This window comes from Bacillus sp. SIMBA_074 (genome assembly GCF_046534555.1).
Classification (GTDB): domain Bacteria; phylum Bacillota; class Bacilli; order Bacillales; family Bacillaceae_G; genus Bacillus_A; species Bacillus_A mycoides.
This window is the reverse complement of the sequence record NZ_JAWRYM010000007.1, coordinates 1-26,093: the sequence shown is the minus strand read 5'-3', so window position 1 is coordinate 26,093 and position 26,093 is coordinate 1. Positions and strand designations below refer to the sequence as shown.

Genomic DNA, 26,093 nt, shown 5'->3' with positions numbered 1-26,093 from the left:
ATTTGGATTTTAAAATAAGAAGTAACAATACAATAGTGATTTTTAAAGTTATGTAAAATCCTTCTCACTCATACTTTTAAAAAGGAGAATCTTCTCTACTCATTGAATAACATTATTTGAATATGAAATCGGAGGAAGATAGATATATGAAAACAGCTCTTTTGCTCGTCGACATTCAAAATGATTATTTTCCAAGCGGAATGATGGAATTACGTAATCCAGTAGAAGCAAGTGAATATGCTAGTCAGCTACTACAACATTTTAGAATAAGAAACGAACCTATTTTTCATATCCAACATGTAGCTATAAAAGATAGCGCTACTTTTTTCCTACCCAATACAGAAGGTGTCCATATTCACGAAAATGTCCGTCCACTTAGAGAGGAAACCGTTATCCTTAAACATTATCCAAATAGCTTCCGAGAAACTGATCTTCTAGAACAATTACAACGTTCAGGAATTGAGCACGTCGTAATATGCGGGATGATGACCCATATGTGTATTGATGCTACAGTAAGAGCTGCTTTTGATTTTGGCCTTCACTGTACCGTAATACACGATGCTTGTGCTACAAAAGATCTTTCATTTAAGAATGCTACTATACCAGCTGTTTATATTCATAATACAATTTTGGCGAGTTTAAATGGAGTATACGCAAATATAATGAGTACAGAAGAGTTTTTAGCGACCTAAAAAAAACACTCCTTTCAGTTAGCAAAGCCGAAAGGAGTGTTCTCTTGTCTAACCATAGATTTTCTTTCAAATTGTATTATACAGGAAATCCTCAAAATGAATACTAAAAAATATGACTAATAAGTCAATTTTTCTCGCTGTTTTGTTTCTATTTTCATGTTTATCCCGATATTAATAGGGTTTAACTAATTCAAAAGAACAAATAGTAATATTTGGAAACTTTTTCTTGATTGAAATTAACTAGCTTCTATTAGAGAGCTTCTCAAAAAGAAAAGATCTTCACAGTCTGTGAAGATCTTTTCTACTATTTCTTATAAAGTTTCAGAAGTAGTTTTTGCTTGCATGTGAAGTGCTAAGTAGTCAGGACCACCAGCTTTAGAGTCTGTACCAGACATGTTAAAGCCACCGAATGGTTGGTAACCTACGATTGCACCAGTACATCCACGGTTGAAGTATAAGTTACCAACGTGGAAGTCTTCACGTGCTTTTTCAATATGGTCACGGTTGTTAGTAACAACTGCTCCTGTTAAACCGTATTCTGTATTGTTTGCAATTGCAAGTGCATGATCAAAGTCTTTTGCTTTACAGAATGCTACTACTGGTCCGAAGATTTCTTCTTTCATTAAGCGAGCATCTTCTGCAACGTCAGCAACGATTGTTGGTTGGATGAACCAGCCTTTAGAATCGTCTCCTTCGCCACCTGATACGATTTTACCTTCTTCTTTACCAATTGCAACATAGCTCATTACTTTATCGAATGCAGCTTGGTCATTAACAGGTCCCATGTTAATATCTTTTGCATCCGGGTTACCTACTGTTAATTCTTTTGTTAATTCAACAGCACGATTTAATACATGATCGTATACATCTTCATGGATTACTGCACGAGAACATGCAGAACATTTTTGTCCTGAGAATCCGAATGCTGATGCAACGATAGATTTAGCTGCTAATTCAAGATCTGCCTCTTTATCAACAACGATTGTATCTTTACCGCCCATTTCAGCGATAACACGTTTTAACCAAATTTGTCCCGGGTTTACTTTTGCTGCACGTTCGTAAATACGAATACCTACATCGCGAGATCCAGTAAAGCTAACGAAACGTGTACGAGGGTGATCTACTAAGTAGTCACCAACTTCAGAGCCATTACCTGGAACGAAGTTTACTACGCCAGCTGGTAAACCAGCTTCTTCTAATACTTCCATAAATTTCGCTGCTACTACAGGAGTTGTACTAGCTGGTTTTAGTAATACTGTGTTACCAGAAACTACAGCAGCTGTTGTCATACCTGCCATAATTGCGAATGGGAAATTCCAAGGAGAAATGATAACACCTACTCCTAATGGAATGTAAGAGAAACGATTATATTCAATTGGACGGCTTTCTACTGGAATACCGTCTTTTAATTTCAACATTTGACGAGCATAATATTCCATAAAGTCGATTGCTTCTGCTGTATCAGCATCTGCCTCATTCCATGGTTTACCTGCTTCTTTTACAAGAATAGCAGAGAACTCATGTTTTCTACGACGAACGATTGCTGCAGCACGGAATAAAATATCTGCACGCATTTCTGGTTTTGACTTTCTCCAAGTTTGGAATGTTGCATCCGCTACTTGCATTGCTTTTTCAGCTAATTCACGGCTTGCTTTTGAAACGCGACCAACAAGTTCCTCTTTATTTGCAGGGTTTACAGAAACAATTTTGTCTTCTGTAGTGATTTTTTCTCCCCCGATAATTAATGGATAGTCTTGTCCAAGATAAGATTCTACTTTCTTTAAACCCTCTTCAAACGCTAATTTGTTAGCCTCTACTGAAAAATCTGTAAATGGCTCATGTTTGTATGCTACTACCATCTTTTTAGCCTCCCCTTAGAAAAACGTTTACATTTTACAACATTATTCTACACGATAATTTAGATTTATTCAAATATTCCTAGACTTATATTTTAAAAATTAATAAATTTTTAAAATATAATAAAAAAAGAGATTCATACATACGTATGAATCTACAAAATATGAGTATATTCCAAAACATTTTTCCCGATTAATAAAATAGTAACTAATAAAAATAAAGTCCTTACATATCCAATACCTTTTTGAACTGCAAACTTCGATCCAAAATAAGCACCTAAAATCATTGATAATCCCATAATTATACCGTATTCAAAATGAATCACATCTAAAAATAAAAAAGTAATTAAAGATACGATATTACTAACGAAGTTCAAAAGTTTTCCAGATGCTGCCGCTTGAATAAAATCCAGACCAATTAATAAAAATGCAAAAATTAAAAAGGATCCTGTCCCTGGTCCAAAAAATCCATCATAAAATCCTATCATTAAAATAACAAAGAAAAACATTAATGTTTTTCCTTTTGTCATCTTTTTATAGGTAGATGCACTTCCCCAATCTTTTTTCACAATAATATAAATGGAAATAAAAACCAACATTACGAGCACTAGTGGACGCAAAATATCAGGCGGAATAAACTTTACTACTAAAGCCCCTGCGACTGCTCCAATAATAGTTAACGGGATTAACTTTCCTACAATCCGAAAATCCACCTTGCCTGATCGAATAAAATAAATTGTACTCGTAAGCGTCCCCATCGTTGCAGCTAATTTATTCGTTGCGATTGCCGAAGCTGGTGATAAACCAACAAACATAAGTGCAGGAAGCGAAATTAACCCTCCTCCTCCAACAACCGAATCAATAAAAGCAGCTAAAAACCCGAATGCAATTAATAAAATAATGACTTGAAAGCTTAGTTCTTCCATGACTTTGCCCCTTACCCCTTTATTTGTAACATTTAAAATTATAACAAAATTTTTCAAGAAAAAAAGCTGTTCCTTTATGGAACAGCTCTCATCTTTAATCTAAAATTTTCACAAACGGTTCATCTTGCTTCGCTTCACGTATAATAATTGCTTCTGGACGTTCTACAGATTTAATTGTTACTTGTACTTTCATATAATTCGGGAAGTATTCCATAACAAGTCCAGCTACATATTGTGTAAAACCAATTACTTCAGCTTTCCCATTGAATTGGACAGGAATATCGAGCTTCATTTCTTTTAATTCATCATCTCTATACATTCCAGTACCGATAACAGCTGTATAATCGCCTTGGAAATACTCACTTAACTTCGCTTTAAAGTTTGACACCCTTGCAAGGTCTTCACGTTTATTATCCGCTTTTGCTTGTTCAGACGGGAACAAATAATATTTCTCATTGATTGGTTTCCAATCCTCAACCGTTTCACTACCTTTTTCTACCTTAGCATAAGAAACAAAATTCCCTGGCACAAGTGAAGACTTTGGACTTTGACGATAAATTGCAAATGTTATCGGAACATTTTTTGTCGCAGCGTCTTTTTGATGCATGAATTTCAAGATTTCTTGGGCCATTTTTTTCCCTTCAGCTAACATTTTTTCATTTGGGATTGCAGCCTCACGTGGATACCCATGCTCTTCCTCATAATATTGAACAGAATTCATCGCTAATCCAATTACAATGCCATCAGGTTCAGCATCGTTCCCACCTTTTTGTACGTAGTAATCATGCTCTAAAATATTTGAGATATACATTGGATGTTTTTTATTTTTCACTTCTAGTGACTCCGAACCTTCACTTAAGGCTGGATTCAGTCCGATATTCGGAAATTTAACTGCATCTTTTTTCAACTTATCCTCTAGCTCTTTTTGTTCAGCATCTGTACGCTTCCTTTTTACAAGCATTTGTATATTTTGAGCCTCTAGAACCTTTCCGCCTTTAAAGAAATAATCTTTCGTACTAAATGATTCTTTGGCAATGCGCATTAATCCTGTTTCAAATTCATCTATATCAAGGCGACTATTTAAACCTTGTACAACTAAACCACGTGCCTTACCTGGATCAAATTGAACCGTTGTCTTATAATATTCATCCGAAATGGAGTATTTCGGGATAACTGCTTGTTCTTTCGCTTTCCCCGATTTCTCAACTGCTTTTTCATCTTTATTGGAACCCATACTACACCCACTTACAAGTAGGCTAAGACTTAATACCGCTAACGCTATTTTTTTCATCGTAAGTTTGCACCTCTTACTTATTCAGCTCTTGTAAGAACCTCTCTTCATTCCAAACTTCAACATTGTGCTTCTCTGCTTGCGCTAATTTCGAACCAGCAGCTTCACCAGCAACAACTAAATCCGTACTTTTACTAACACTTCCTGTTACTTTTCCACCTAATGCCTCAATATTCTTCTTTGCTTCACTGCGTCCCATAACTTCTAATTTCCCTGTTAAGACGACAGTTTTTCCTGCAAAGTACGATTCAACATTTTGTAAATCAGCAATTTTCATACCTTTGTATGCCATGTTCACGCCATACTCTTTAAATTGTTGTAATAGCTCTAATACGTCTTCATTATCGAAATACGTTACAACGGATTGAGCCATTTTTTCACCAATCTCGTTAATTGTTTTTAGTTCTTCTTCCGTTGCTTTCACAAGCTCATCCATCGTTTCGAAATACTCAGCAAATGTACGTGCGGCTTTCGCACCGACGTGGCGAATACCAAGACCGAATAATAATCGCTCTAATGAGTTTTCCTTAGAATTCTCAATTGCTTGTACTAAATTTGTTGCTGATTTTTCACCGAAACGTTCTAGTTGTAATAATTGCTCTTTCGTCAATGAATATAAATCAGCAAACGTACGAATATAATCCGCATCAAAGAGTTGTGTAATTACACGTTCTCCAAGTCCGTCAATATTCATTGCATTTCTTGAAACGAAATGGATTAATCCTTCACGAATTTGAGCGGGACAAGTCGGATTTATACATCGAAGTGCTACTTCTTCTTCTAAACGAACAAGTTCACTCTCACACGCTGGACAATGCGTTGGCATATGATATTCTTCTTCCTCACCAGTACGCTTATCAAAAATAACGTTCACAACTTCAGGAATAATATCTCCAGCCTTTTTCACAACAACGTAGTCACCAATTCGAATATCCTTTTCACGAATTAAATCTTCGTTATGTAAAGAAGCACGACGGACAATAGTTCCGGCTACTCGCACTGGCTCCAGCTCTGCAGTTGGTGTTACAACTCCTGTACGGCCGACACTTAATTCAATCCCTGTTAATCTCGTCACAACTTCTTCAGCTGGGAATTTATAAGCTATTGCCCATCTTGGACTCTTTGCTGTAGTTCCTAAGCTTTCTTGAATAGCAACATCGTCTACTTTTATAACGATTCCGTCAATCTCATAATCAAGATGCGGGCGTTTTTCTTGCCACTCTTCTACATAGGCTATTACGTCTTCAATTGTTTCACATGTACGACGATTTGGATTCGTCTTAAATCCAAGCTCACCTAAGAAATCCAGTGATTCACTGTGGGATGGAATTGTTTTTTCTTCTACATTAGCAAGACCATACACAAACATAGATAAGTTACGCTTCGCTGCAATTTTCGGATCAAGTTGGCGTATCGATCCTGCTGCCGCATTACGTGGATTCGCAAATACATCTTCACCATTTTGCTCTTTTTCCTCATTTAATTTAACGAATGAACGCTTCGGCATATAAGCCTCGCCTCGTGCTTCTAACGTTACTTCTTCATTTAAACGCAGCGGGATAGCTTTAATCGTTTTTAAGTTTTGGGTAATATCTTCACCCGTTATACCATCACCACGTGTTGCTCCTTGAATGAAGCGTCCTTTTTCATAATGAAGTGAAACAGCAAGTCCGTCAATTTTTAATTCGCATATATATCTTACATTCGCATCATCAATTCCCTGATGTACTCTTCGATCAAAATCACGCAAATCGCCTTCATTAAACGCGTTTCCTAAACTTAACATTGGTGATTTATGCGTTACCTTTTCAAATATATCAAGAACAGTCCCCCCAACGCGAATGGAGGGAGAGTCTTCACTCATAAACTCTGGGTTCTCTGCTTCTAATTTTATAAGCTCCTGCATATCACGGTCATATTCCGCATCAGAAACAGAAGGATTGTCTAATACGTGATATTGATAGTTAAATGTATTTAACAAATCACGCAGTTCTTCTATACGTTTTTTGGCTATCTCTTTTGACATATCCTCAGTCCTTTCCTATTGTTTCGTCACAGGTGCAAATTTTGCTAATAAACGTTTAATACCAATTGGGCTTGGGAACGCAATATCTAATTCTTTTGAATCTCCTTCACCCTTTACACTTACAACTGTACCGACTCCCCACTTCTGGTGAGCAGCTTTATCGCCTATTCCCCAGCCAATTTGCTCGCCACCTGTCGTCTTAACAGCCGGACGCGCGAAAGCTGAACGAGAACGTGTTGTAGTTGCGCTTGTCGTTCTTCCTTTTGCACCAAACGAAGTTTCACGCTTCGGTGCTGTTTCGTTTAATGGTTCTACTAATTCTGCCGGAATTTCTGTAATAAATCGAGATGCTGCATTCATACTTGTTCTACCAAATAAAGTACGCATTTGAGCATTGGATAAGTATAGCTCTTCTTCTGCACGAGTAATACCTACATAGGCAAGACGACGCTCTTCTTGCATTTCATCCTCTTCCATAAGAGAACGAGTATGCGGGAATATCCCTTCCTCTAAGCCAACAATAAAGACAACTGGGAACTCTAATCCTTTTGCTGAGTGCATCGTCATTAAAATAACTTCTTCACCAGCAGTTGGATCTTCATCTACACGATCAATATCCGCAACAAGAGCTAAGTCTGTTAAGAATGCAACAAGGCTCTTATCTTCGCTTTGGGATTCAAATGTTTGTGTAACAGATAAAAACTCGTCTAAGTTTTCTAAACGACCTTCTGCTTCTAAAGAACGCTCATTTTTCAACATATCGCGATAGCCTGTCTTCTCAATAACTTCTTCTACTAATTCTGTAACAGATAAATACTCTTGCATATTTACCCAGTTGTGTAATAAACTTGCGAATTCTTTTACTGCTTTTGTTATTTTTGCACTTACACCAACATGCTCAATCTCATCAAATACAGCAGTTAATGAGATTCCGTTTTGCACACCATAATTAATAATTTTATCGATAGAAGTCGCACCAATCCCGCGCTTTGGCATGTTTATAATACGTCCAAAACTAATCTCATCATCTGGATTCCCAATTAAACGTAAGTACGCCAAAATGTCTTTAATCTCTTTACGGTCGTAGAACTTAGTACCTCCGACAATTTTGTAAGGGATATTAGATTTTAGGAAAATCTCCTCAATCATACGAGACTGGGCATTTGTACGATATAACACTGCAAAATCAGTATATTTTCGGTTCCCCATTTGAATATCATCACGAATTTTTTTCGCAACAAAATACGCTTCGTCCTTTTCGGTTGCAGCACGATAATACGAGATTTTGCTTCCAATTTGATTTTCTGTCCATAATTTCTTCGGTTTACGGTTTGAATTTTTTTCAATTACAGCATTAGCTGCATTTAAAATATTTTGTGATGAACGATAGTTTTGTTCTAACAGAATAACTTGTGCATTCTCATAGTCTTTTTCGAATGACAAAATGTTAGAAATGTCAGCCCCGCGCCAGCGGTAAATAGACTGATCCGAATCACCAACAACACAAAGGTTTTTAAAACGTGATGCCAAATGTTTAACAAGAAGGTACTGAGCTTTGTTCGTATCTTGATACTCATCAACGTGAATATATTGGAATTTACGCTGATAAAACTCTAGTACTTCTGGAACACGTTCAAATAGCTGAATCGTCGTCATAATTAAATCATCAAAGTCTAATGAGTTATTTTTCAAAAGACGTTTTTGATATTCTGTATATACATCGCTCGTTAATTTTTCATATGGATCAGCGGTTGTAATTTTTTTTGCATATTTATCTGCAGATAACAGTTCATTTTTCGCATTGCTAATACCCGCTAAAATAGAGCGCGGCTCAAACTTCTTCGGGTCAATATTGCGCTCCTTCATAATTTTTTTTACTACAGTTAACTGATCACCTGAATCTAAGATTGTAAAGTTACGATTAATACCAATGCGGTCAATATCACGTCGTAAAATACGTACGCACATAGAGTGGAACGTAGAAATCCAAATATCTTCTGCTTCTGGTCCAACAAGTTTATCAATACGCTCACGCATTTCACGAGCAGCTTTATTTGTAAAGGTAATTGCTAGTACATTCCATGGCGCCACACCTTTTTCACCAAGTAAATATGCAATACGGTGTGTTAACACACGTGTTTTCCCACTACCTGCGCCTGCCATTAATAGAAGTGCTCCATTTGTTGTTTGTACTGCTTTTTGTTGCTGCGGATTTAAACCATTTAATAACTTATCTGTCGTACTCATATGTGCCTGCACCTACTCTCCTTTTACTGCTTTAACTGTTTTTAATGCCGATTTTATATCATCATAAATAATATTTCCAACAACTACTGTATCAGCATACTGTGCCATTTCTTTCGCTTGTTCTGCATTAGAAATACCACCGCCATAATATAGCTTAGCTTGTTTCAATTCTGCTTTTACATTTTTAACAAGCTCAATGTCTCCATACGTCCCGCTATATTCTAAATAGAATATCGGTAAATGTAATAGCTTGTCTGCTAAACGCGCATATGCAATAACATCATCTTCTGTTAAATCACATTTTGCATCTGTAAGCTGGGCTACTTTCGCTTCTGGGTTTAAAACACAATACCCTTCCATGTAAATTTCGTCCCAGTCCATAATATCCCCAAATTCTTTCAATGCCTCATGATGAACACCTGTTACCCATTCTACTTTTCGGCTATTTAAAACACTTGGGATGTAATAAAAATCAAATCCTGGTGTAATTGCCTCCACATCAGAAACCTCTAACACACAAGGCACTGCATATCTACGAATGCTAACTAGCATGTGTAATACGTTATCAATTGTCACTCCATCACTTCCGCCTACAATAACAGCATCCGTTCCAGATTCACAAATCATTTCTAAATGTTCGTCACTTAACTCCTTATTTGGATCAAGCTTAAATACATGTTTCCATTTGGAAATATCGTACATGAAAACACCCTTTCTTTTCTCTAGTTATATAATTTCTGTTCAAAATAACAGTTAATTTTTATCAAGATTTTTTACATTCCTTGCTATATCTTTACCGGACTTTTTGAACTTCCCTACTATATTTGTTCAAAAAGGAGGATATAGAGAGCCGAGCAGGTCGAGGCGCATTCGCCAGGAGGAACGGAATGTAGTTTTCCCTACATGAGTACCGGACTGGCGTATACAACGATGAAATGCGACAGCTATCTTTACCAGACTTTTTGAACTTCCTTTTACGCATTCTTTCATTATAACAAAAAAAGCTACCTACACACACGCCCAATCCAACATCTTTTTCAACGTCAAATGTTGGATTACATATCAAAAAACTTATACGGAATACTAACAAATGAAATAGTATTTTCTATTTCGAAGTTAATTAAAAAGGAGTGTTTTTCTAATGAAGCAAAACATCGGCACAATTAGTGCTCTAATTCGAATCACACTCGGACTCATCCTCTTCGGTTGTAGTACAGCTAAACTCGTACGTAAACCTTGGTGCACTTGGTCTAAAGTTTTGCTATGGATTGGTGCCATGAAAATTGCGGAGGGAATCGTTCGTTTCTGCCCTATTGTTGAAGCCTGTAAGTTTGGAAAATATATGAATATGAGCGCATTTAAAATGCCTAGCATGAATTTCACTGAAAAAGGACATAATAAAGAAGAAGTTAATTCAGCTTCCAGTCATGACAAGCCAAAGTCAAAGTCAGATGGAAGTTATGACACTTCTGACAAAGAGATTGAGTCAGCGATTGAAGAATTAATCCTGGCAAAACCGCTTTGAATCATTTGTCACGATGCAAGATGCTCTCAAAGGGACTTAGCTGCTGCAGTGGGCAGCTAAGTCTTCTTTATTTTACCATGAAACAGAACGTACATTCTTGTTTTCGCCCTTAAAATGTACATAAAAGATATCAAACAATAAAATTCAGAAAATTAGGTGTAACCCTCTTGCATGTAATGATATAAAAGTGATATCATTTTTATATCAAGGAGGCGATCATATGAAAGAAAAACAAGTATTTTATGTTAATGGATTTCTCGGCGTTATTGGAATTTTAGTTTTAGCCGCTGTCGGTGTATTTTTCCTTGTACAAGAAATGTTTGTAATAGCTATTTTAGCTCTCATATTAGCATCTGTTTTAGCTACAGGTATCGGTATCGTTCAACCGAATCAAGCGAAAGTTATTACGTTCTTCGGTAGTTATTTAGGAACAATTCGTCAAAATGGTTTATTTTTAACAATTCCATTCGCGTTTCGTCAAACTGTATCTTTACGTGTTGAAAACTTTAACAGTAAGAAATTAAAAGTAAACGATGTTGAGGGCAATCCAATTGAAATTGCAGCCGTTATCGTATATAAAGTTGTTGATTCCGCAAAAGCAATGTTTGGTGTTGAGCATTACGATCGATTCGTAGAAATTCAAAGTGAAACAGCAATCCGCCACGTTGCTACAAAATATCCTTATGATAATTTCCAAGATGAAACTTGCATCACGTTACGAGGAAATACTGAAGAGATCTCTGAAGAATTAAAGCGTGAGTTAGAAGCACGACTTGAAATCGCTGGCGTAGAAGTATTAGAAACTCGTTTAACACATTTAGCTTACGCAACAGAAATTGCCCATGCAATGCTCCAGCGTCAACAAGCAAAAGCAGTATTAGCTGCTAGAAAAGAGATTGTTGAAGGTGCTGTGAAGATGGCGAAAGATTCAATCCATATGTTAGATGAAGAAGGCGTACTGGAACTCGATGACGAGCGTAAAGCAAATATGGTGAACAATTTATTAGTTGCCATCGTTTCAGATAAAGGTGCGCAACCAGTTATTAATACAGGAAGCCTATACTAAAGGTTGTAAGTGATTATGGCCAAAAAGAAAAGCTTTCCATTACGTATTGATCCTGAATTACACGCAGTCATCGAAAAATGGGCGAATGATGAGTTTCGTAGCGTCAATGCACACATCGAGTATTTACTTCGAGAAATGGCAAAGCAAAAAGGGAAATTAAAAAAAGATAAAGATGCATAAAAATCCCGCTGAGAAATCAGCGGGATTTTTTATACATTAGCTTTTCATCATCTCATGCCCAATTGCACGATATCCTATATCACTTCGGTAAAATAGACCATCACTCTCAATTTTACCGATTTCTTTATATACTTTATCTTTCGCTTCTTGTAAACTATTCGCCTTGCAAGCAACAAATAATACACGGCCACCGTTTGTTACAAAATCACCGTGTTTCATTACTGTCCCCGCATGGAAAACAATCACATCTTGCAGTGCATCTAATCCGTTAATAATTTCACCTTTTTTATACGCTTCTGGATATCCTTTAGAAGCAAGTACAACACCGATAACAGCATCTTCTGACCATTGTAAAGTTAGTTCACTTTCATCTAACACAGAGTTGCATACATCAACTAAATCATTTTCTAAGCGAGGTAATACAACTTCTGTTTCAGGATCACCAAAGCGTGCATTAAATTCAATTACCTTTGGACCATCATTTGTTAAAATAAGACCTGCGTATAAAATACCTGTAAACGAACGGTTTTCTGCAATCATCGCCTTGGCAGTTGGGTGTAATACTGTTTGAATCGCTTCTTGAACTGCTGACTCTGGAATTTGTGGTACTGGAGAATATGCACCCATTCCGCCTGTATTTGGACCTTTATCCCCATCAAAAGCGCGTTTATGATCTTGAGCAATTACCATCGGATGTACGGTTGTTCCATTTACGAATGCCATTAATGAAAATTCTTGTCCATCTAGAAACTCCTCAATAACGACCTTCTTGCTTGCTTCACCGAATTTCACATCTTTCAGCATTTCTTTCACAGCTTGCAATGCATCTTCAAGCGTCATTGCTACTGTTACACCTTTACCAGCAGCTAAACCATCTGCCTTAATTACAATCGGTGCACCAACTTTTTGAATATACTTTACTGCTTCTTCATAGTCTGTAAAAGTTTCATATGCCGCAGTTGGAATATCATACTTTTCCATAAGCTCTTTTGTAAAAGCTTTACTACCTTCAATAACAGCAGCTGCTTTATTAGGACCAAATACACGAAGGCCCTCTTCCTTAAAACGATCCACGATTCCGTTCATAAGTGGAATCTCTGGTCCAACGAAAGTTAATTCAACATTCTTCTCTTTTGCAAATAAGACTAATGCATCGAAATCATTCTCATCAATATCAACTGGTGTTGCAACATCTCGCATACCTTCATTACCTGGCGCTACATATACTTTTTCTACCTTTTCAGATTGTGCAAATTTCCAAGCTAAAGCATGCTCACGTCCACCACGGCCAATTACTAAAACATTCATATTCCATCCCCCAATAATTAAATAAGTACAAACTAGAAGCTATGCTCCTAGTTTGTTTTCATATCAATAAAAGTTTAAAAAGGAGGATCAAGAGAACCGAGCAGGTCGAGGCGCATTTGCCAGGAGGACACGGAGTGTAGCTTTCCTACATGAGTACCGCACTGGCATTGCAACGACGACATGCGACAGTTATCTTGACCGGACTTTTTTAACAACCGTATCAATAGAAAGTTAAAAAGGAGGATCAAGAGAACCGAGCAGGTCGAGGCGCATTTGCCAGGAGGACACGGAGTGTAGCTTTCCTACATGAGTACCGCACTGGCATTGCAACGACGACATGCGACAGTTATCTTGACCGGACTTTTTTAACATCCTCTATTAGTGTTTGAAATGACGTACGCCAGTGAACACCATAGTAATCCCATACGCATCTGCCATTTTAATAGAATCTTCATCACGAATCGATCCGCCTGGTTGGATGATTGCTGTAATTCCAGCTTTTGCTGCTTCTTCTACTGTATCTGGCATTGGGAAGAAAGCATCAGATGCAAGTGCGCTACCTTGTGCTTTTTCGCCAGCTTGTGTAATTGCGATTTTTGCAGAACCTACACGGTTCATCTGTCCCGCGCCTACACCAACTGTCATGTTATCATTCGCTAAAACAATTGCATTTGATTTCACATGTTTTACAACTTTCCAAGCTAGTTTTAAATCTTTCCATTCTTGCTCTGATGGTTCACGTTTCGTTGGAATTGAAATTGCGTCCTCATCTAATGATAACGTATCTTCTTCTTGAACAAGAAGACCACCTTGTACAGAAGTTAGCTTTTTACTTGCACTTGTCTCTTTTTCAATATTTACAGTTAGTAAGCGTAAGTTCTTCTTACTTTGCAACACTTCTAAAGCTTCTTGTGAGAACGAAGGAGCGATAACAATTTCTAAGAAAATTTCATGTAACTTTTCAGCTGTAGCTTTATCAATTTCACGATTTGCTGCAATAATACCGCCGAAGATTGATACTGGATCCGCTTCATAAGCACGTGTGTATGCTTCATGAATATCAGTTCCTACGCCAACGCCACATGGATTCATATGTTTTACCGCTACTACTGCCGGTTCTGTAAATTCTTTTACGATGCTAAGCGCTGCATCCGTATCATTGATATTGTTGTAAGATAATTCTTTACCGTGTAATTTTTCTGCATATGCAACAGAAGAAGTTGCTGCGAATGGCGCTTTATAGAACGTTGCTTTTTGATGTGGATTTTCGCCATAGCGTAAATCTTGTTTTCTCTCAAATGTCACCGTTAACGTTTCTGGGCTTTCTTCGCCCATTTGCTTTGTTAAGTAGTTAGAAATTAACGCATCATACGCTGCTGTATGACGGAATACTTTCGCTGCTAATTTACGTTTCGTTTCCTCTGCTACTTCACCGTTCTCTTTTAGTTCTGCTAATACAACATCATAATCTACTGGATCTACAATTACCGATACAAATTTATGATTTTTCGCAGCAGAGCGAATCATTGTTGGGCCACCGATATCAATATTTTCAATTGCATCAGCAAATGTTACATCAGGCTTAGCGATTGTTTCTTTAAATGGGTACAAGTTAACAACAACAAAGTCAATTGGTTGAATACCTAATTCATTCATTTGCGCTACATGCGTTTCATTATCACGAACTGCTAATAGACCACCATGAATATTTGGATGTAATGTTTTTACACGGCCATCCATAATTTCTGGGAAACCAGTTACTTCAGAAATACCAATTACTTGTAAGCCGTTTTCTTCTAGTAATTTTTTCGTACCACCTGTTGAAATAACTTCAATCCCTTGTTCAAGTAAACCTTTAACAAATTCTACTACTCCTGTTTTATCTGAAACACTTACTAATGCACGCTTTTTCATTTATCCTTCACCCCTGGTTGTATGTTAGTTAACAGTTGGTTTTTTCACAGAATGAACAATTTGATTCACTGTATTTACGTATAATTTATGTTCAACTTGTTGAATTTTCTTTTGTAAGCTTTCTCTTGTATCCCCTTCAGAAACAACTACTGCTTCTTGCGCAATAATTGGGCCTGTATCCATACCTGCATCTACATAATGAATCGTTACTCCAGTTACTTTCACACCCGCTTCTAACGCTTGACCAACAGCATCTTTCCCTGGAAAACTCGGTAGTAGTGATGGATGAATATTAATAATTTTCCCGCTGTACGCTTCTAGTAAAGTCGATCCAATTAAACGCATATATCCAGCTAAAATAACATAATCAATTTCATACTCTTCTAGCTTTTTTAATATCTCTTTTTCAAATGCTTCTTTTGAATCATATGCTTTCGCTGAAAAGGCAAAACACGGAATATGGTGATAATGTGCCCGTCCAATAGCGCGTGCCTCTGGTTTATCACATACTAATAAACTAATATCTGCATCCAATCTTTTTTCTTCTACCGCATTAATGAGAGATTGAAAGTTAGAGCCGCTCCCAGAAGCGAAAACTGCTAATCTACTCATAGTGCTGCGCCCCCATTAAAGGTAACGCCAGCTCCTTGTACAGTACGTCCAATAATACGAGCTGTTTCTCCTTGCTCTTCAAGAAGACTAACAATATCTTTTGCATCTTCTTCCTTCACCGCTACTACCATACCAATACCCATGTTAAAAATATTGAACATTTCTTTCTCTTCTAGTTTCCCAACTTCTTGAAGTAAACTGAAGATCGGCTGAATTTCCCAAGCTCCTAGTTCAATTTCCGCACCGATTCCTTCTGGCAACATACGTGGAATATTTTCAATGAACCCGCCACCTGTAATATGCGCCATACCGTATACTTCATGTTTCTTCAATAGTTCTAAAATAGGTTTGACATAAATTTTCGTTGGTTTTAATAATTCTTCACCAAGAGGTAGTTCTAAGCGCCCATAAATACGATTTAAAGATAATTCTCCATCTTCTAGTAATACTTTTCGCACTAAAGAATAACCGTTACTATGAATACCGCTAGATGCTAAGCCAATTAATACGTGACCAGCTTCAATTTTTTCACCTGTTACAATTTTCTTTTTATCAACAATTCCAACTGTAAAACCAGCTAAATCGTATTCTTCCGTAGAATACATTCCTGGCATTTCAGCTGTTTCTCCACCAATTAATGCACAACCAGCTTGGCGACAGCCCTCTGATATACCTTTGACGATGTTTTCAATTTTACTAGGTTCAGCTTTACCACAAGCAATATAATCAAGGAAGAAAAGCGGCTCTGCTCCTTGGACAACAATATCATTTACACACATTGCTACTGCATCAATACCAATTGTGTCATGTTTATCTGCCATAAAAGCGAGCATCAATTTCGTTCCCACGCCATCTGTTCCAGATACTAATACAGGTTCTTCTAATGCAAATTTTGATAGATCAAACATACCTCCAAAACCGCCTAAACCTCCTAGCACTTCTTTTCTCATTGTTGTTTGTACGTGTTTTTTCATGCGAGATACCGCTTCATATCCAGCTTCAATATCTACTCCTGCTTGCTTATATGCATTCGCCATCGTTTTTTACACCTCGTCTTTTAATTTCTCCCCATCCAGGGCGGCCGTTTTAAGAAAGAAGCTAGCTTCTACATCAAAAGAAGTAGAAGCTTTTTTCTTCTTATTTCATACTTTCTAAAAGCTCTTGCTCATAATCATAAAGAGCTGTTGGATAATCCCCATTGAAGTAAGCCATACATAGACCGCCGTATTTCCCTTCATATGGACGTCCAATTGCATCTACTAATCCATCTTCACTTAAAAATGTTAAAGAATCTGCTCCGATGATTTGACGGATTTCTTCTATTGAATTATTTGCTGCGATTAATTCTTTTCTCGTTTGAATATCAATGCCATAGAAGCATGGATACTTAAGAGGTGGTGAAGCAATTCTTACATGGACTTCTGTCGCTCCAGCCTCGCGAAGCATACGAACAATTCGTTTACTTGTCGTTCCCCTTACGATAGAATCGTCAATCATAACAACTCGTTTTCCTTCAACTACGCCTCTTACTGCTGAAAGCTTCATCTTAACCCCTTGCTCTCGCAGTTCTTGAGAAGGTTGAATAAACGTACGTCCAACGTAACGATTTTTAATTAGTCCTAACTCATATGGAATGCCTGTCGCCTCCGCATAACCAATTGCTGCTGAAATACTAGAGTCTGGTACACCAGTAACAACATCAGCTTCAATAGGTGCTTCCGCCGCTAAACGTTTCCCCATGTTTTTACGTGCTGCATGAACGTTAATACCTGCAATATTAGAATCTGGACGTGCAAAGTAAATGTATTCCATACTACAAATTGCATGATCTACTTCATTTGTAAAACGATCTACGTGAATTCCTTCATCATTGATGATAAGTAGTTCACCAGGTTCTACATCACGAATGTATGTTGCACCTACTACATCAAAAGCACATGTTTCTGATGCTACAACATAAGCATCCCCCATCTTTCCAATTGAAAGAGGACGGAATCCATTCGGATCTAACGCAACGATCATTTCATTTCCAGTTAGTAAAAGATATGCAAACGCACCTTTCACTTTATTTAGAGCCTCTTTTACACTTTCAATTAAAGAATCTTTTGAACTACGTTTAATAAGATGTAAAAGTACCTCTGTATCTGAACTTGTTTGAAAAATACTTCCCTCTGCCTCTAATTCACGGCGAAGCATCTTTGCATTAATTAAATTTCCGTTATGAGCTAATGCCATACTATGATCGGAAAAACGGAATAATAATGGTTGAACGTTAGCAACTTCACTTCCACCAGCTGTTGCATATCGTACGTGTCCAATTGCTGATTTTCCGTTTAATCCTTCTAGCTCACCTCTTGAAAACACTTCTGATATTAAACCTAACCCCTTGTGACCGACGATTTTTTCCCCATTATTTACGACGATGCCTGCGCCTTCTTGACCACGGTGCTGCAAACTGTGCAATCCGTAGTACGAAACTTGTGCTGCATTTTCATGCCCCCAAATTCCGAAAACGCCACATTCTTCATTTAACCCCTTTATTTCAGCAAGCATGGGATTGCCCCTTTCCAAGCCTTTCTCATTTCATCTACATTTGCTGTAAGTAATACTTCATTTTCTTCATTATGAATTGTTACTTCATTTGTATTTGTTACTTCTCCAACTTGAATTGCTTCTACCACTTTCTCGAATGCTTCTTTATTTTCACGTTTTACAGTTATAACGAAGCGAGATTGTGATTCCGCAAATAATACCGCCGTTTCTTCTCCATCTAATTTCACAGTAGCACCTAAACCGTTAGCACCAATTGCACTTTCAGTAATTGCAACTGCTAAACCACCTTCTGCAACATCATGTGCAGATTGAACAAGGCCAGCTTGAATTGCTGCTAGTACTTGTTTTTGGCGTTTTAATTCTACATCTAGATCGATGCTTGGTGATTGACCGAAAATTTTTCCGTAGATCATTTTCTGTAATTCACTTCCACCAAACTCAGCTTTCGTCTCTCCAATTACATAAACTAAATCGCCAGCTTGTTTAAATTCTTGTGTTGTTACGTGTTTTAAATCGTGTACAAGTCCAACCATCCCAACAGTTGGTGTTGGATATACAGCTTCACCACTACGCTCGTTATACATTGATACATTCCCGCCGATAACTGGCGTTTGTAACTTGCGGCAAGCTTCACTCATACCGTCTACTGATTTCTCAATTTGCCAGAAAATCTCTGGTTTTTCTGGGTTACCGAAGTTTAAGCAATCTGTAATTGCAAGTGGCTCCCCGCCAGAACATACGATATTACGTGCTGCCTCTGCTACTGCAATTTTACCGCCCACTTCTGGATCTAAATAAATGTAGCGAGAGTTACAATCTGTCGTCATTGCTAATCCTTTTTCTGTACCGCGTACACGTATAACCGCTGCATCTGAACCAGGTGTAACGATTGTGCTAGTGCGCACTTGATAATCATATTGATCATATACCCACTCTTTACTTGCAATCGTTGGTTGTTGTAATAAAGATAATAACGTTTCTTTATAATCTTCTACTTTTGGTGTTTCCATTTTCATCTGCTGGAACTCAGCAAAGTATGCTGCTTCTTTTGACGGTTTATGATAAATTGGTGCTTCTTCTGCAAGAGCATCCGCTGGTACTTCAGCTACCATTTCATCTTTATGGAATAAGCGAAGCATTTTATCTTCAGTTACTTTCCCCATCGTAACTGCTGCAAGACCATACTTCTCAAATAAATCTACTATTTCTTGCTCTCTACCTTTTTTCACAACGATTAACATACGCTCTTGTGATTCAGATAACATCATTTCATATGGAGTCATGCCAGTTTCACGCTGCGGTACATCATCTAAGTACATTTCAATACCCATACCTGCTTTACTTGCCATTTCTGCAGAAGATGATGTTAAACCAGCAGCTCCCATATCTTGAATTCCAACAAGTGCATCAGACTGAATAAGTTCTAAACATGCTTCAATAAGAAGTTTCTCCATAAATGGATCCCCTACTTGAACTGCCGGACGCTTCGCTTCTGAGCTTTCAGATAACTCTTCAGATGCGAATGTTGCACCGTGAATACCATCACGACCAGTTGATGCTCCTACGTACATTACTGTATTACCAGCACCATGTGCTTGCCCTTTTTTTATATCTTCATGATTAATTAGGCCTACACACATTGCATTTACAAGTGGATTTCCTTCATAACATGGATCAAACTGTACTTCGCCGCCAACAGTAGGAATACCAATGCAGTTACCGTATCCTGCGATTCCTGCTACTACTTCTTCGAATAAATATTTCACACGTGGTGATTGTAATTCACCGAAGCGAAGTGAGTTTAATAGAGCTACCGGACGTGCTCCCATAGAGAATACATCGCGAATAATACCACCGACACCTGTCGCTGCCCCTTGATATGGCTCAATTGCAGAAGGATGGTTATGACTTTCCATTTTAAATACAACCGCTTGATTATCACCGATATCTACAATTCCAGCGCCTTCTCCAGGTCCTTGTAAGACACGCTCACCTGTCGTTGGAAACTTACGAAGAACTGGCTTTGAATTTTTATAACTACAATGTTCAGACCACATAACAGAGAATAGTCCCGTTTCTGTATAATTCGGCAAACGGCCTAAAATCTTTTCAACCATGGCAAACTCTTCGTCTGTTAGCCCCATTTCCGCATATATACGCTCTTCTTTAATTTGTGTTGGATTTGGCTCAAGCATTAACGACATATGTTTCCCTCCACTGTTTTAAGATAGATTGAAAGACTTTTAAACCTTCAGCACCGCCAAGTAATTCATCTACAGCACGCTCTGGGTGTGGCATCATACCAAGAACATTTCCTTTTTCATTTACAATACCCGCAATATCTGAAACGCTTCCATTCGGATTTTCTACGTAACGGAATGCGATTTGATTATTCTCTTCCAATTGTTTAAGAGTTGCTTCATCACAATAGTAATTCCCCTCACCATGTGCAATTGGAATATTGATTACTTCATTTTTTTCATATTGTGATGTAAACATAGTTTCATTATTTTCAACACGTAACTGAACCGTACGGCACATAAACTTTAAGTTTTCGTTTCTCATTAATGCTCCTGGTAGTAATCCTGATTCAACAAGAATCTGGAATCCATTACACACTCCTAAAATTGGCTTTCCTTGCTCAGCAGCTTTTTGCACTGCTTTCATTGCGTTAGCAAAGCGAGAAATAGCACCACAACGTAAATAGTCACCGTAAGAGAATCCACCTGGTAGTAAAATTGCATCATATTCATCTAAATTCTCTCTATCGTGCCAAACGTAATCTACTTCTTCACCAAGCTCATCTTTAATTGCATGGAACATATCGACATCACAGTTCGAACCTGGGAATACTATGACTGCAAATTTCACTGTGCGACAACCTCCTCAACTTCATAACGGAAGTCTTCCATTACAACGTTTGCTAATAATTTTTCACACATTTCTTTTACCTTGCTATCCAGATCAGATACTGATTTATCAATTGTTAATTCCATATATTTTCCGATTCGAACGTCTTGTACTTCTGTAAATGAAAGACTATGAAGTGCTCCCTTTACCGCAGTTCCTTGTGGATCTAATACACTTTCTCTTAACGTTACATATACCTTAACTTTATACATGTGAAGCTCCCCCTAAACGTTTTAAAATTTCTTCATATGCTTCTGTTAAATTCCCAAGATCACGACGGAATACATCTTTATCAAATTTTTCATTGCTCGTTTCATCCCATAAACGGCAAGTATCTGGTGAAATTTCATCTGCTAATATGATTTCCCCTTCTTCTGTTACGCCAAACTCTAATTTAAAATCTACTAATCTTACACGACAGCTTGCGAAATGCTCAATCATCACTTGATTGATTTGTAGAGCTGCATCTCGTAATACGCTTACTTGCTCTGGTGTTGCAACATTTAACAAACGAATATGATCTTCCGTTACAAGTGGATCTCCTAAATCATCATCTTTGTAGTAAAATTCTACGATTGGTGTTGTAAGAGCAGTTCCTTCTTCCATTCCTAGTCTTTTTGAAAGACTACCTGCAATTACGTTTCTTGTGACAACTTCTAATGGAATAATACTCACCTTTTTGACAAGTTGTTCTGTATCAGATAACTTCTCCACAAAGTGTGTTTTAATTCCAACTTCTTGTAACTTTCTGAACAATAAAGTTGTAATCTCATTGTTCAAACGACCTTTTCCTGTAATTGTCGCTTTTTTCTCCCCATTGAAAGCAGTCGCACTATCTTTGTACTCTACCCAAACCATATCTGCTGCTTCTGTACGATAAATTCTTTTTGCCTTACCTTCATACAGCAATTCTAGCTTTTGCATTTCGCAAGCCCCCTGTAGTTTGAAAAATGTGAATAATATTTTTATAAAGAATGGCACAGAATGACTCTATTCTGTGCCATATGAAATTTTACGCTTCGTTTAATCCAAGGCGTTCAAAGATTGTATCAACGTGTTGCATATGATGTTCATAATTGAAACACTCGTTAATTTCTTCTTGCGTTAACTTACTTGTAATACGCTCGTCAGATTCTACAAGCTCTTTAAATTGTACTTGTGTTTCCCAAGCTTCCATTGCTTTAGGCTGTACGATATCATAAGCTTCTTCACGTACCAGACCTTTGTCAATTAGTGTAAGCATTACGCGCTGAGAGTAAATTAAGCCGTATGTTCTTGTCATATTGCGTTTCATATTCTCTGGGAATACAGTTAAGTTTTTAACGATATTACCAAAGCGATTTAACATGTAATTTAACGCGATTGTAGCATCTGGTAAAATTACGCGTTCTGCAGAAGAGTGAGAGATATCACGCTCATGCCATAACGGAACATTCTCGTAAGCTGTCATCATATAACCGCGGATAACACGAGCTAAACCAGTCATATTTTCAGATCCAATTGGATTACGTTTATGCGGCATTGCAGAAGAACCTTTTTGACCTTTTGCGAAAGCCTCTTCAACTTCACGTGTTTCACTCTTTTGTAAACCACGAATCTCAACTGCCATCTTTTCAACAGATGTTGCGATTAGTGCAAGTGTTGACATGTAATGTGCATGACGATCACGTTGCAATGTTTGTGTTGAAATTGGTGCTGCTTCTAATCCTAAGTTTTCACAAACATACTTTTCTACGAATGGATCAATATTTGCATATGTACCAACCGCACCAGATAATTTACCAACGCGAACTGTATCAGCAGCTTGTTTGAAACGCTCTACGTTACGTTTCATTTCTTCATACCAAAGACCAAGTTTTAAACCAAATGTTGTTGGCTCTGCATGTACACCGTGTGTTCTTCCCATCATGATCGTGTATTTATGCTCTTTCGCTTTATTAGCTAAAATACTAACAAAGTTTTCTAAGTCTTTTAACAAGATTTCATTTGCTTGTTTTAAGATATAAGATAACGCTGTATCTACTACGTCTGTAGATGTTAAACCGTAATGAACCCATTTACGTTCCTCGCCTAATGTTGGTGTTTCTGATACAGCACGAGTGAAAGCAACTACGTCATGACGTGTTTCTTTTTCAATTTCATAAATACGATCAATATCAAATGATGCATGTTCACGAATTTTTTTCACATCTTCTTTTGGAATATCGCCAAGCTCAGCCCATGCTTCACACGCTAAAATCTCAACTTCTAACCACGCTTTAAATTTGTTCTCTTCCGTCCAAATCGCACCCATTTCAGGGCGTGTATAACGATTAATCATCTTTTTCCCTCCAACAGTTGTTCTTGATGGTCCCAAATATGCAAACTCTTCGCTTTTTCTAGAGCGACTTCAATATTATCATTTAAAATATTAACATGCCCCATTTTTCGCTGTGCTTTTGCTTCTTCTTTTCCATACAAGTGTAAATAGCACCCGGTTAGTCTATTCACTTGTCCTAGGACCCCTTCTATATGTTCGCCTAAAATGTTAACCATGACAACTGGTTTTAACAAATTTGTTTCTCCAAGAGGTAAATTACAGATCGCTCGAATATGTTGACCAAATTGACTCGTTTCACATGCATCCTGTGTATAGTGTCCTGAATTGTGAGGTCTTGGTGCTAATTCATTAATGTAAATCTCACCGTCAACTGTAGCAAACATCTCTACCGCTAGTGTTCCCACAAGTTCTAGTTCATCCGCAAGTACCTTTGCGTAAGCAATTGCTTTTTGAGAAAGTTCTTCTGTAATGCGGGCTGGAACGATAGATTCATGCAAAATGTTATTTACATGAATATTTTCCGCTACCGGAAATACTTTCGTTTCACCACTTACACTACGAATTACAATAACTGATACTTCTTTTTCAAAAGGCACCCATTTTTCTAGAATGCACTCTGCTTTATTAGTAAGTTCTTTTGCTCTCACAACATCAGCTTCACTCTTTAAAACCACTTGCCCTTTACCATCGTATCCACCTGTCGTTGTTTTTAAGACAGAAGGGAAAGATAACTCTTTAATTGCTTCTGTAAGTTGATCTTGATTTTGAACCAATCTATACGATGCTACTGGTAACCCAGCTTTTTCAATTGCATTCTTTTCTGTAAAACGATTTTGCGTTTTATTTAACAACTGACTACCTTGTGGTAAGTAAGCATGTTTTTCAAGCCATTGTAAACATCTATAATCAATATTCTCAAATTCATATGTGACAACGTCGCTTATCTCTGCTAAATGCTGAATTGCTTTTAAATCGTCATATGGTGCAACGACTTCAACATCAGCAACTTGTGCACATGGTGAATGCTTTGTAGGATCTAAAACAGCAATTTTATAACCCATTTCCTTAGCTGCCAACGCCATCATTCTTCCAAGCTGGCCGCCTCCAATAATGCCAATTGTTTTTCCAGGTAAAATGATTCTCGTCATACTAGCTCACTACCTTCACGCACAGTTTTCTCAATAGCTTCTCGTCTCAACTCTAATGCATCATGTATATCATCATGAAATGATCCAAGTATTTGTGCAGCAAGTAATCCAGCATTCGTTGAACCAGCCTTACCAATTGCAACAGTTGCAACTGGAACCCCTCCTGGCATTTGGACAATGGATAATAACGAATCTAGGCCGTTTAACGCCTTTGATTGAACTGGAACACCAATTACAGGAAGATTTGTCTTCGCTGCAACCATTCCTGGTAAATGCGCTGCTCCACCAGCTCCAGCAATAATAACTTTTATTCCACGTTCACGAGCTGTTTCTGCATATTCAAACATATAATCCGGAGTCCGATGAGCGGATACAACTTTTTTCTCATACGGTATATTTAATTCATCTAAAATGTCACAAGCATATTTCATTGTTTCCCAGTCTGACGTGCTTCCCATTATGACTCCAACTAGTGATTTCATATTAGAATCCCCCCGATTCAAATAAAAAAAGCCTGAAATAGAACAGTTTCTCTTTTACTATGAGAGAAAGTGCTCTACTCAGGCATACGTATCCCTTGTGAATAGAAAAATACCGAGTGACTTTCCCTCATAGTCTAACGAATAACGGTCGTTAGGTAGAGACTTGCAGGCCATATCCCCGCGATTATATGAGGTCTTATATATTATTGTTTCTATGGCTATATTAACAATATTTCATAAACAATGTCAATAAATAATCGAATGTTTTTTTATTAGTCATCGATAACGTTCGTGTTTTAGTTATATTCAAAAGAAGAATTGCAACTATATGCAAGAAGGAAAGGGAATTAGAATATATATTTCTAGAGATCTATTTTACGTATAACTATTTATATAATACTTCAGTATGTTTTAATCAATATATATACTCTCTTGTGTTCTATACATCGATAGAACCTATATTATAACGATTTAATTTCAAAGGAGGAATAACCGTAAAAAAAAATAACTGTGCTATTATCCTATTTATTTTTCTCTATCGCAGTAATTGCTGTAATTATTGAATGGTTATTTATATCATCCCATTTTTTCTACTCTCATTATTATGATAGAAATAATCTTTCCTATTCTTAGGGATTATTTTAAGAGCTTTCGAAAAATCCGGAGCACAAAAAATCATTACCATTATTTTAAACTGCCTCTATTTCATTATTTTTTCGTCTTTAGGGTTATTAAATTTATGGATTTTAACCTTCGGTAAATAAAAATAAACACAAAAAAACCTAAGTCGAAACGACTTAGGTTTTTGCTTGGCGACGTCCTACTCTCACAGGGACAAGGTCCCAACTACCATCGGCGCTAGAGAGCTTAACTTCCGTGTTCGGTATGGGAACGGGTGTGACCTCTCTGCCATCATCACCAAACTATGAAGGTATATTCCTTCAAAACTAGATAACATTTGCTTCATATTATATGGTTAAGTCCTCGATCTATTAGTATTCGTCAGCTCCACATGTCACCATGCTTCCACCTCGAAC

22 protein-coding genes, 1 rRNA gene, 1 pseudogene and 1 riboswitch are annotated in these 26,093 nt (G+C 37.4%); of the genes and pseudogenes, 5 read left to right on the top strand and 19 right to left on the bottom strand.

Annotation, left to right across the window (positions count from 1 at the left end; all coding sequences use genetic code 11):
• The first annotated feature begins 146 nt into the window (after positions 1-146).
• Positions 147-692 carry a cysteine hydrolase family protein gene (locus tag SB773_RS10550; protein WP_002091344.1) on the top strand — a complete coding sequence of 182 codons (546 nt, stop codon included), beginning with the start codon at positions 147-149 and terminating at the stop codon, positions 690-692.
• Positions 693-1,003: 311 nt separating this feature from the next.
• On the opposite strand, the gene pruA is transcribed toward SB773_RS10550, so the two are convergent.
• The 6 genes from pruA to pcrB all read right to left on the bottom strand — a co-directional run bounded on the left by pruA (position 1,004) and on the right by pcrB (position 9,740).
• The gene (pruA, locus tag SB773_RS10545; protein ID WP_002124887.1) at positions 1,004-2,551 is read right to left on the bottom strand and encodes an L-glutamate gamma-semialdehyde dehydrogenase; all 1,548 of its coding nucleotides are present in this window, start codon (positions 2,549-2,551) and stop codon (positions 1,004-1,006) included.
• Between the two features lie 152 nt (positions 2,552-2,703).
• Positions 2,704-3,474: a TSUP family transporter gene (locus SB773_RS10540; protein ID WP_410589822.1), complete on the bottom strand. Its 771-nt coding sequence runs from the start codon at positions 3,472-3,474 to the stop codon at positions 2,704-2,706.
• Positions 3,475-3,568: 94 nt separating this feature from the next.
• Positions 3,569-4,765 (bottom strand): CamS family sex pheromone protein, encoded by a 1,197-nt coding sequence (locus tag SB773_RS10535; RefSeq protein WP_410589820.1) that lies wholly within the window; start codon positions 4,763-4,765, stop codon positions 3,569-3,571.
• Positions 4,766-4,781: 16 nt separating this feature from the next.
• On the bottom strand, positions 4,782-6,791 hold the full coding sequence (gene ligA / locus SB773_RS10530; protein ID WP_410589818.1) for an NAD-dependent DNA ligase LigA: 2,010 nt from the start codon (positions 6,789-6,791) through the stop codon (positions 4,782-4,784).
• 15 nt (positions 6,792-6,806) lie between these two features.
• The gene (gene pcrA / locus SB773_RS10525; RefSeq protein ID WP_002010031.1) at positions 6,807-9,038 is read right to left on the bottom strand and encodes a DNA helicase PcrA; all 2,232 of its coding nucleotides are present in this window, start codon (positions 9,036-9,038) and stop codon (positions 6,807-6,809) included.
• A 12-nt stretch (positions 9,039-9,050) separates the two neighbouring features.
• A complete protein-coding gene (gene pcrB / locus SB773_RS10520; RefSeq protein WP_002124878.1) occupies positions 9,051-9,740 on the bottom strand; it encodes a heptaprenylglyceryl phosphate synthase in 690 nt (229 codons plus the stop codon).
• Between the two features lie 439 nt (positions 9,741-10,179).
• Between pcrB and SB773_RS10515 the strand changes: the two genes are divergently transcribed.
• From SB773_RS10515 to SB773_RS10505, 3 genes are all read left to right on the top strand, one after another.
• Complete coding sequence (locus SB773_RS10515) at positions 10,180-10,563, top strand: YgaP family membrane protein (RefSeq protein ID WP_002124877.1); 384 nt, start codon at positions 10,180-10,182, stop codon at positions 10,561-10,563.
• Positions 10,564-10,783: 220 nt separating this feature from the next.
• Positions 10,784-11,629, top strand: coding sequence for an SPFH domain-containing protein (locus SB773_RS10510; protein ID WP_060748964.1), 846 nt, complete (start codon positions 10,784-10,786; stop codon positions 11,627-11,629).
• A 15-nt stretch (positions 11,630-11,644) separates the two neighbouring features.
• Entirely contained in the window at positions 11,645-11,809 is a 165-nt protein-coding gene (locus tag SB773_RS10505) for a type II toxin-antitoxin system antitoxin (RefSeq protein ID WP_001085171.1), read from the top strand.
• Positions 11,810-11,845: 36 nt separating this feature from the next.
• Here the strand turns inward: SB773_RS10505 and purD are convergent, their stop codons facing one another.
• From purD to purE, 12 genes are all read right to left on the bottom strand, one after another.
• Positions 11,846-13,117: a phosphoribosylamine--glycine ligase gene (gene purD / locus SB773_RS10500; RefSeq protein ID WP_044444269.1), complete on the bottom strand. Its 1,272-nt coding sequence runs from the start codon at positions 13,115-13,117 to the stop codon at positions 11,846-11,848.
• A gap of 378 nt (positions 13,118-13,495) precedes the next feature.
• Positions 13,496-15,031, bottom strand: a complete 1,536-nt coding sequence (purH, locus tag SB773_RS10495) for a bifunctional phosphoribosylaminoimidazolecarboxamide formyltransferase/IMP cyclohydrolase (protein ID WP_410589814.1) — start codon at positions 15,029-15,031, stop codon at positions 13,496-13,498.
• Between the two features lie 24 nt (positions 15,032-15,055).
• On the bottom strand, positions 15,056-15,643 hold the full coding sequence (gene purN / locus SB773_RS10490) for a phosphoribosylglycinamide formyltransferase (protein WP_410589812.1): 588 nt from the start codon (positions 15,641-15,643) through the stop codon (positions 15,056-15,058).
• Positions 15,640-16,680, bottom strand: a complete 1,041-nt coding sequence (gene purM, locus SB773_RS10485; protein WP_410589810.1) for a phosphoribosylformylglycinamidine cyclo-ligase — start codon at positions 16,678-16,680, stop codon at positions 15,640-15,642. Before purM ends, purN begins: the two co-directional genes overlap by 4 nt.
• 100 nt (positions 16,681-16,780) lie before the next feature.
• On the bottom strand, positions 16,781-18,196 hold the full coding sequence (gene purF, locus SB773_RS10480; RefSeq protein WP_070140642.1) for an amidophosphoribosyltransferase: 1,416 nt from the start codon (positions 18,194-18,196) through the stop codon (positions 16,781-16,783).
• A complete protein-coding gene (gene purL, locus SB773_RS10475; protein WP_410589807.1) occupies positions 18,181-20,400 on the bottom strand; it encodes a phosphoribosylformylglycinamidine synthase II in 2,220 nt (739 codons plus the stop codon). The genes purF and purL overlap by 16 nt, the downstream gene beginning before the upstream one ends.
• The gene (gene purQ, locus SB773_RS10470; protein WP_002140189.1) at positions 20,384-21,067 is read right to left on the bottom strand and encodes a phosphoribosylformylglycinamidine synthase subunit PurQ; all 684 of its coding nucleotides are present in this window, start codon (positions 21,065-21,067) and stop codon (positions 20,384-20,386) included. The genes purL and purQ overlap by 17 nt, the downstream gene beginning before the upstream one ends.
• Positions 21,064-21,318 (bottom strand): phosphoribosylformylglycinamidine synthase subunit PurS, encoded by a 255-nt coding sequence (purS, locus tag SB773_RS10465; protein ID WP_000278823.1) that lies wholly within the window; start codon positions 21,316-21,318, stop codon positions 21,064-21,066. Before purS ends, purQ begins: the two co-directional genes overlap by 4 nt.
• Positions 21,311-22,030, bottom strand: a complete 720-nt coding sequence (gene purC / locus SB773_RS10460; protein WP_002029482.1) for a phosphoribosylaminoimidazolesuccinocarboxamide synthase — start codon at positions 22,028-22,030, stop codon at positions 21,311-21,313. The genes purS and purC overlap by 8 nt, the downstream gene beginning before the upstream one ends.
• An 88-nt stretch (positions 22,031-22,118) precedes the next feature.
• Positions 22,119-23,426, bottom strand: coding sequence for an adenylosuccinate lyase (purB, locus tag SB773_RS10455; protein WP_002139387.1), 1,308 nt, complete (start codon positions 23,424-23,426; stop codon positions 22,119-22,121).
• Positions 23,423-24,574 carry a 5-(carboxyamino)imidazole ribonucleotide synthase gene (gene purK, locus SB773_RS10450; RefSeq protein ID WP_410589802.1) on the bottom strand — a complete coding sequence of 384 codons (1,152 nt, stop codon included), beginning with the start codon at positions 24,572-24,574 and terminating at the stop codon, positions 23,423-23,425. Before purK ends, purB begins: the two co-directional genes overlap by 4 nt.
• Positions 24,571-25,056 carry a 5-(carboxyamino)imidazole ribonucleotide mutase gene (gene purE / locus SB773_RS10445; RefSeq protein WP_410589800.1) on the bottom strand — a complete coding sequence of 162 codons (486 nt, stop codon included), beginning with the start codon at positions 25,054-25,056 and terminating at the stop codon, positions 24,571-24,573. The genes purK and purE overlap by 4 nt, the downstream gene beginning before the upstream one ends.
• A gap of 110 nt (positions 25,057-25,166) precedes the next feature.
• Positions 25,167-25,268: riboswitch (purine riboswitch) on the bottom strand.
• 298 nt (positions 25,269-25,566) lie between these two features.
• On the opposite strand from purE, the pseudogene SB773_RS10440 reads away from it, so the two are divergent.
• Positions 25,567-25,820, top strand: a pseudogene (locus SB773_RS10440) (hypothetical protein).
• Between the two features lie 43 nt (positions 25,821-25,863).
• On the opposite strand, the gene rrf reads toward SB773_RS10440, so the two are convergent.
• Positions 25,864-25,979 (bottom strand): 5S ribosomal RNA (rrf, locus tag SB773_RS10435).
• Positions 25,980-26,093 lie beyond the last annotated feature (114 nt).

What these genes read in the sequence shown, in the direction of transcription:
- pruA (WP_002124887.1), bottom strand. Translation starts at nt 2,551, where the DNA reads ATGGTAGTAGCATACAAACATGAGCCATTTACAGATTTTTCAGTAGAG.
- purH (WP_410589814.1), bottom strand. Translation starts at nt 15,031, where the DNA reads ATGAAAAAGCGTGCATTAGTAAGTGTTTCAGATAAAACAGGAGTAGTA.
- purK (WP_410589802.1), bottom strand. Translation starts at nt 24,574, where the DNA reads ATGACGAGAATCATTTTACCTGGAAAAACAATTGGCATTATTGGAGGC.
- purS (WP_000278823.1), bottom strand. Translation starts at nt 21,318, where the DNA reads ATGTATAAAGTTAAGGTATATGTAACGTTAAGAGAAAGTGTATTAGAT.
- SB773_RS10550 (WP_002091344.1), top strand. Translation starts at nt 147, where the DNA reads ATGAAAACAGCTCTTTTGCTCGTCGACATTCAAAATGATTATTTTCCA.
- purE (WP_410589800.1), bottom strand. Translation starts at nt 25,056, where the DNA reads ATGAAATCACTAGTTGGAGTCATAATGGGAAGCACGTCAGACTGGGAA.
- SB773_RS10515 (WP_002124877.1), top strand. Translation starts at nt 10,180, where the DNA reads ATGAAGCAAAACATCGGCACAATTAGTGCTCTAATTCGAATCACACTC.
- purB (WP_002139387.1), bottom strand. Translation starts at nt 23,426, where the DNA reads ATGATTAATCGTTATACACGCCCTGAAATGGGTGCGATTTGGACGGAA.
- pcrB (WP_002124878.1), bottom strand. Translation starts at nt 9,740, where the DNA reads ATGTACGATATTTCCAAATGGAAACATGTATTTAAGCTTGATCCAAAT.
- purC (WP_002029482.1), bottom strand. Translation starts at nt 22,030, where the DNA reads ATGCAAAAGCTAGAATTGCTGTATGAAGGTAAGGCAAAAAGAATTTAT.
- pcrA (WP_002010031.1), bottom strand. Translation starts at nt 9,038, where the DNA reads ATGAGTACGACAGATAAGTTATTAAATGGTTTAAATCCGCAGCAACAA.
- purN (WP_410589812.1), bottom strand. Translation starts at nt 15,643, where the DNA reads ATGAGTAGATTAGCAGTTTTCGCTTCTGGGAGCGGCTCTAACTTTCAA.
- SB773_RS10540 (WP_410589822.1), bottom strand. Translation starts at nt 3,474, where the DNA reads ATGGAAGAACTAAGCTTTCAAGTCATTATTTTATTAATTGCATTCGGG.
- purF (WP_070140642.1), bottom strand. Translation starts at nt 18,196, where the DNA reads ATGCTTGCTGAAATAAAGGGGTTAAATGAAGAATGTGGCGTTTTCGGA.
- purL (WP_410589807.1), bottom strand. Translation starts at nt 20,400, where the DNA reads ATGTCGTTAATGCTTGAGCCAAATCCAACACAAATTAAAGAAGAGCGT.
- purM (WP_410589810.1), bottom strand. Translation starts at nt 16,680, where the DNA reads ATGGCGAATGCATATAAGCAAGCAGGAGTAGATATTGAAGCTGGATAT.
- ligA (WP_410589818.1), bottom strand. Translation starts at nt 6,791, where the DNA reads ATGTCAAAAGAGATAGCCAAAAAACGTATAGAAGAACTGCGTGATTTG.
- SB773_RS10535 (WP_410589820.1), bottom strand. Translation starts at nt 4,765, where the DNA reads ATGAAAAAAATAGCGTTAGCGGTATTAAGTCTTAGCCTACTTGTAAGT.
- SB773_RS10510 (WP_060748964.1), top strand. Translation starts at nt 10,784, where the DNA reads ATGAAAGAAAAACAAGTATTTTATGTTAATGGATTTCTCGGCGTTATT.
- purD (WP_044444269.1), bottom strand. Translation starts at nt 13,117, where the DNA reads ATGAATGTTTTAGTAATTGGCCGTGGTGGACGTGAGCATGCTTTAGCT.
- SB773_RS10505 (WP_001085171.1), top strand. Translation starts at nt 11,645, where the DNA reads ATGGCCAAAAAGAAAAGCTTTCCATTACGTATTGATCCTGAATTACAC.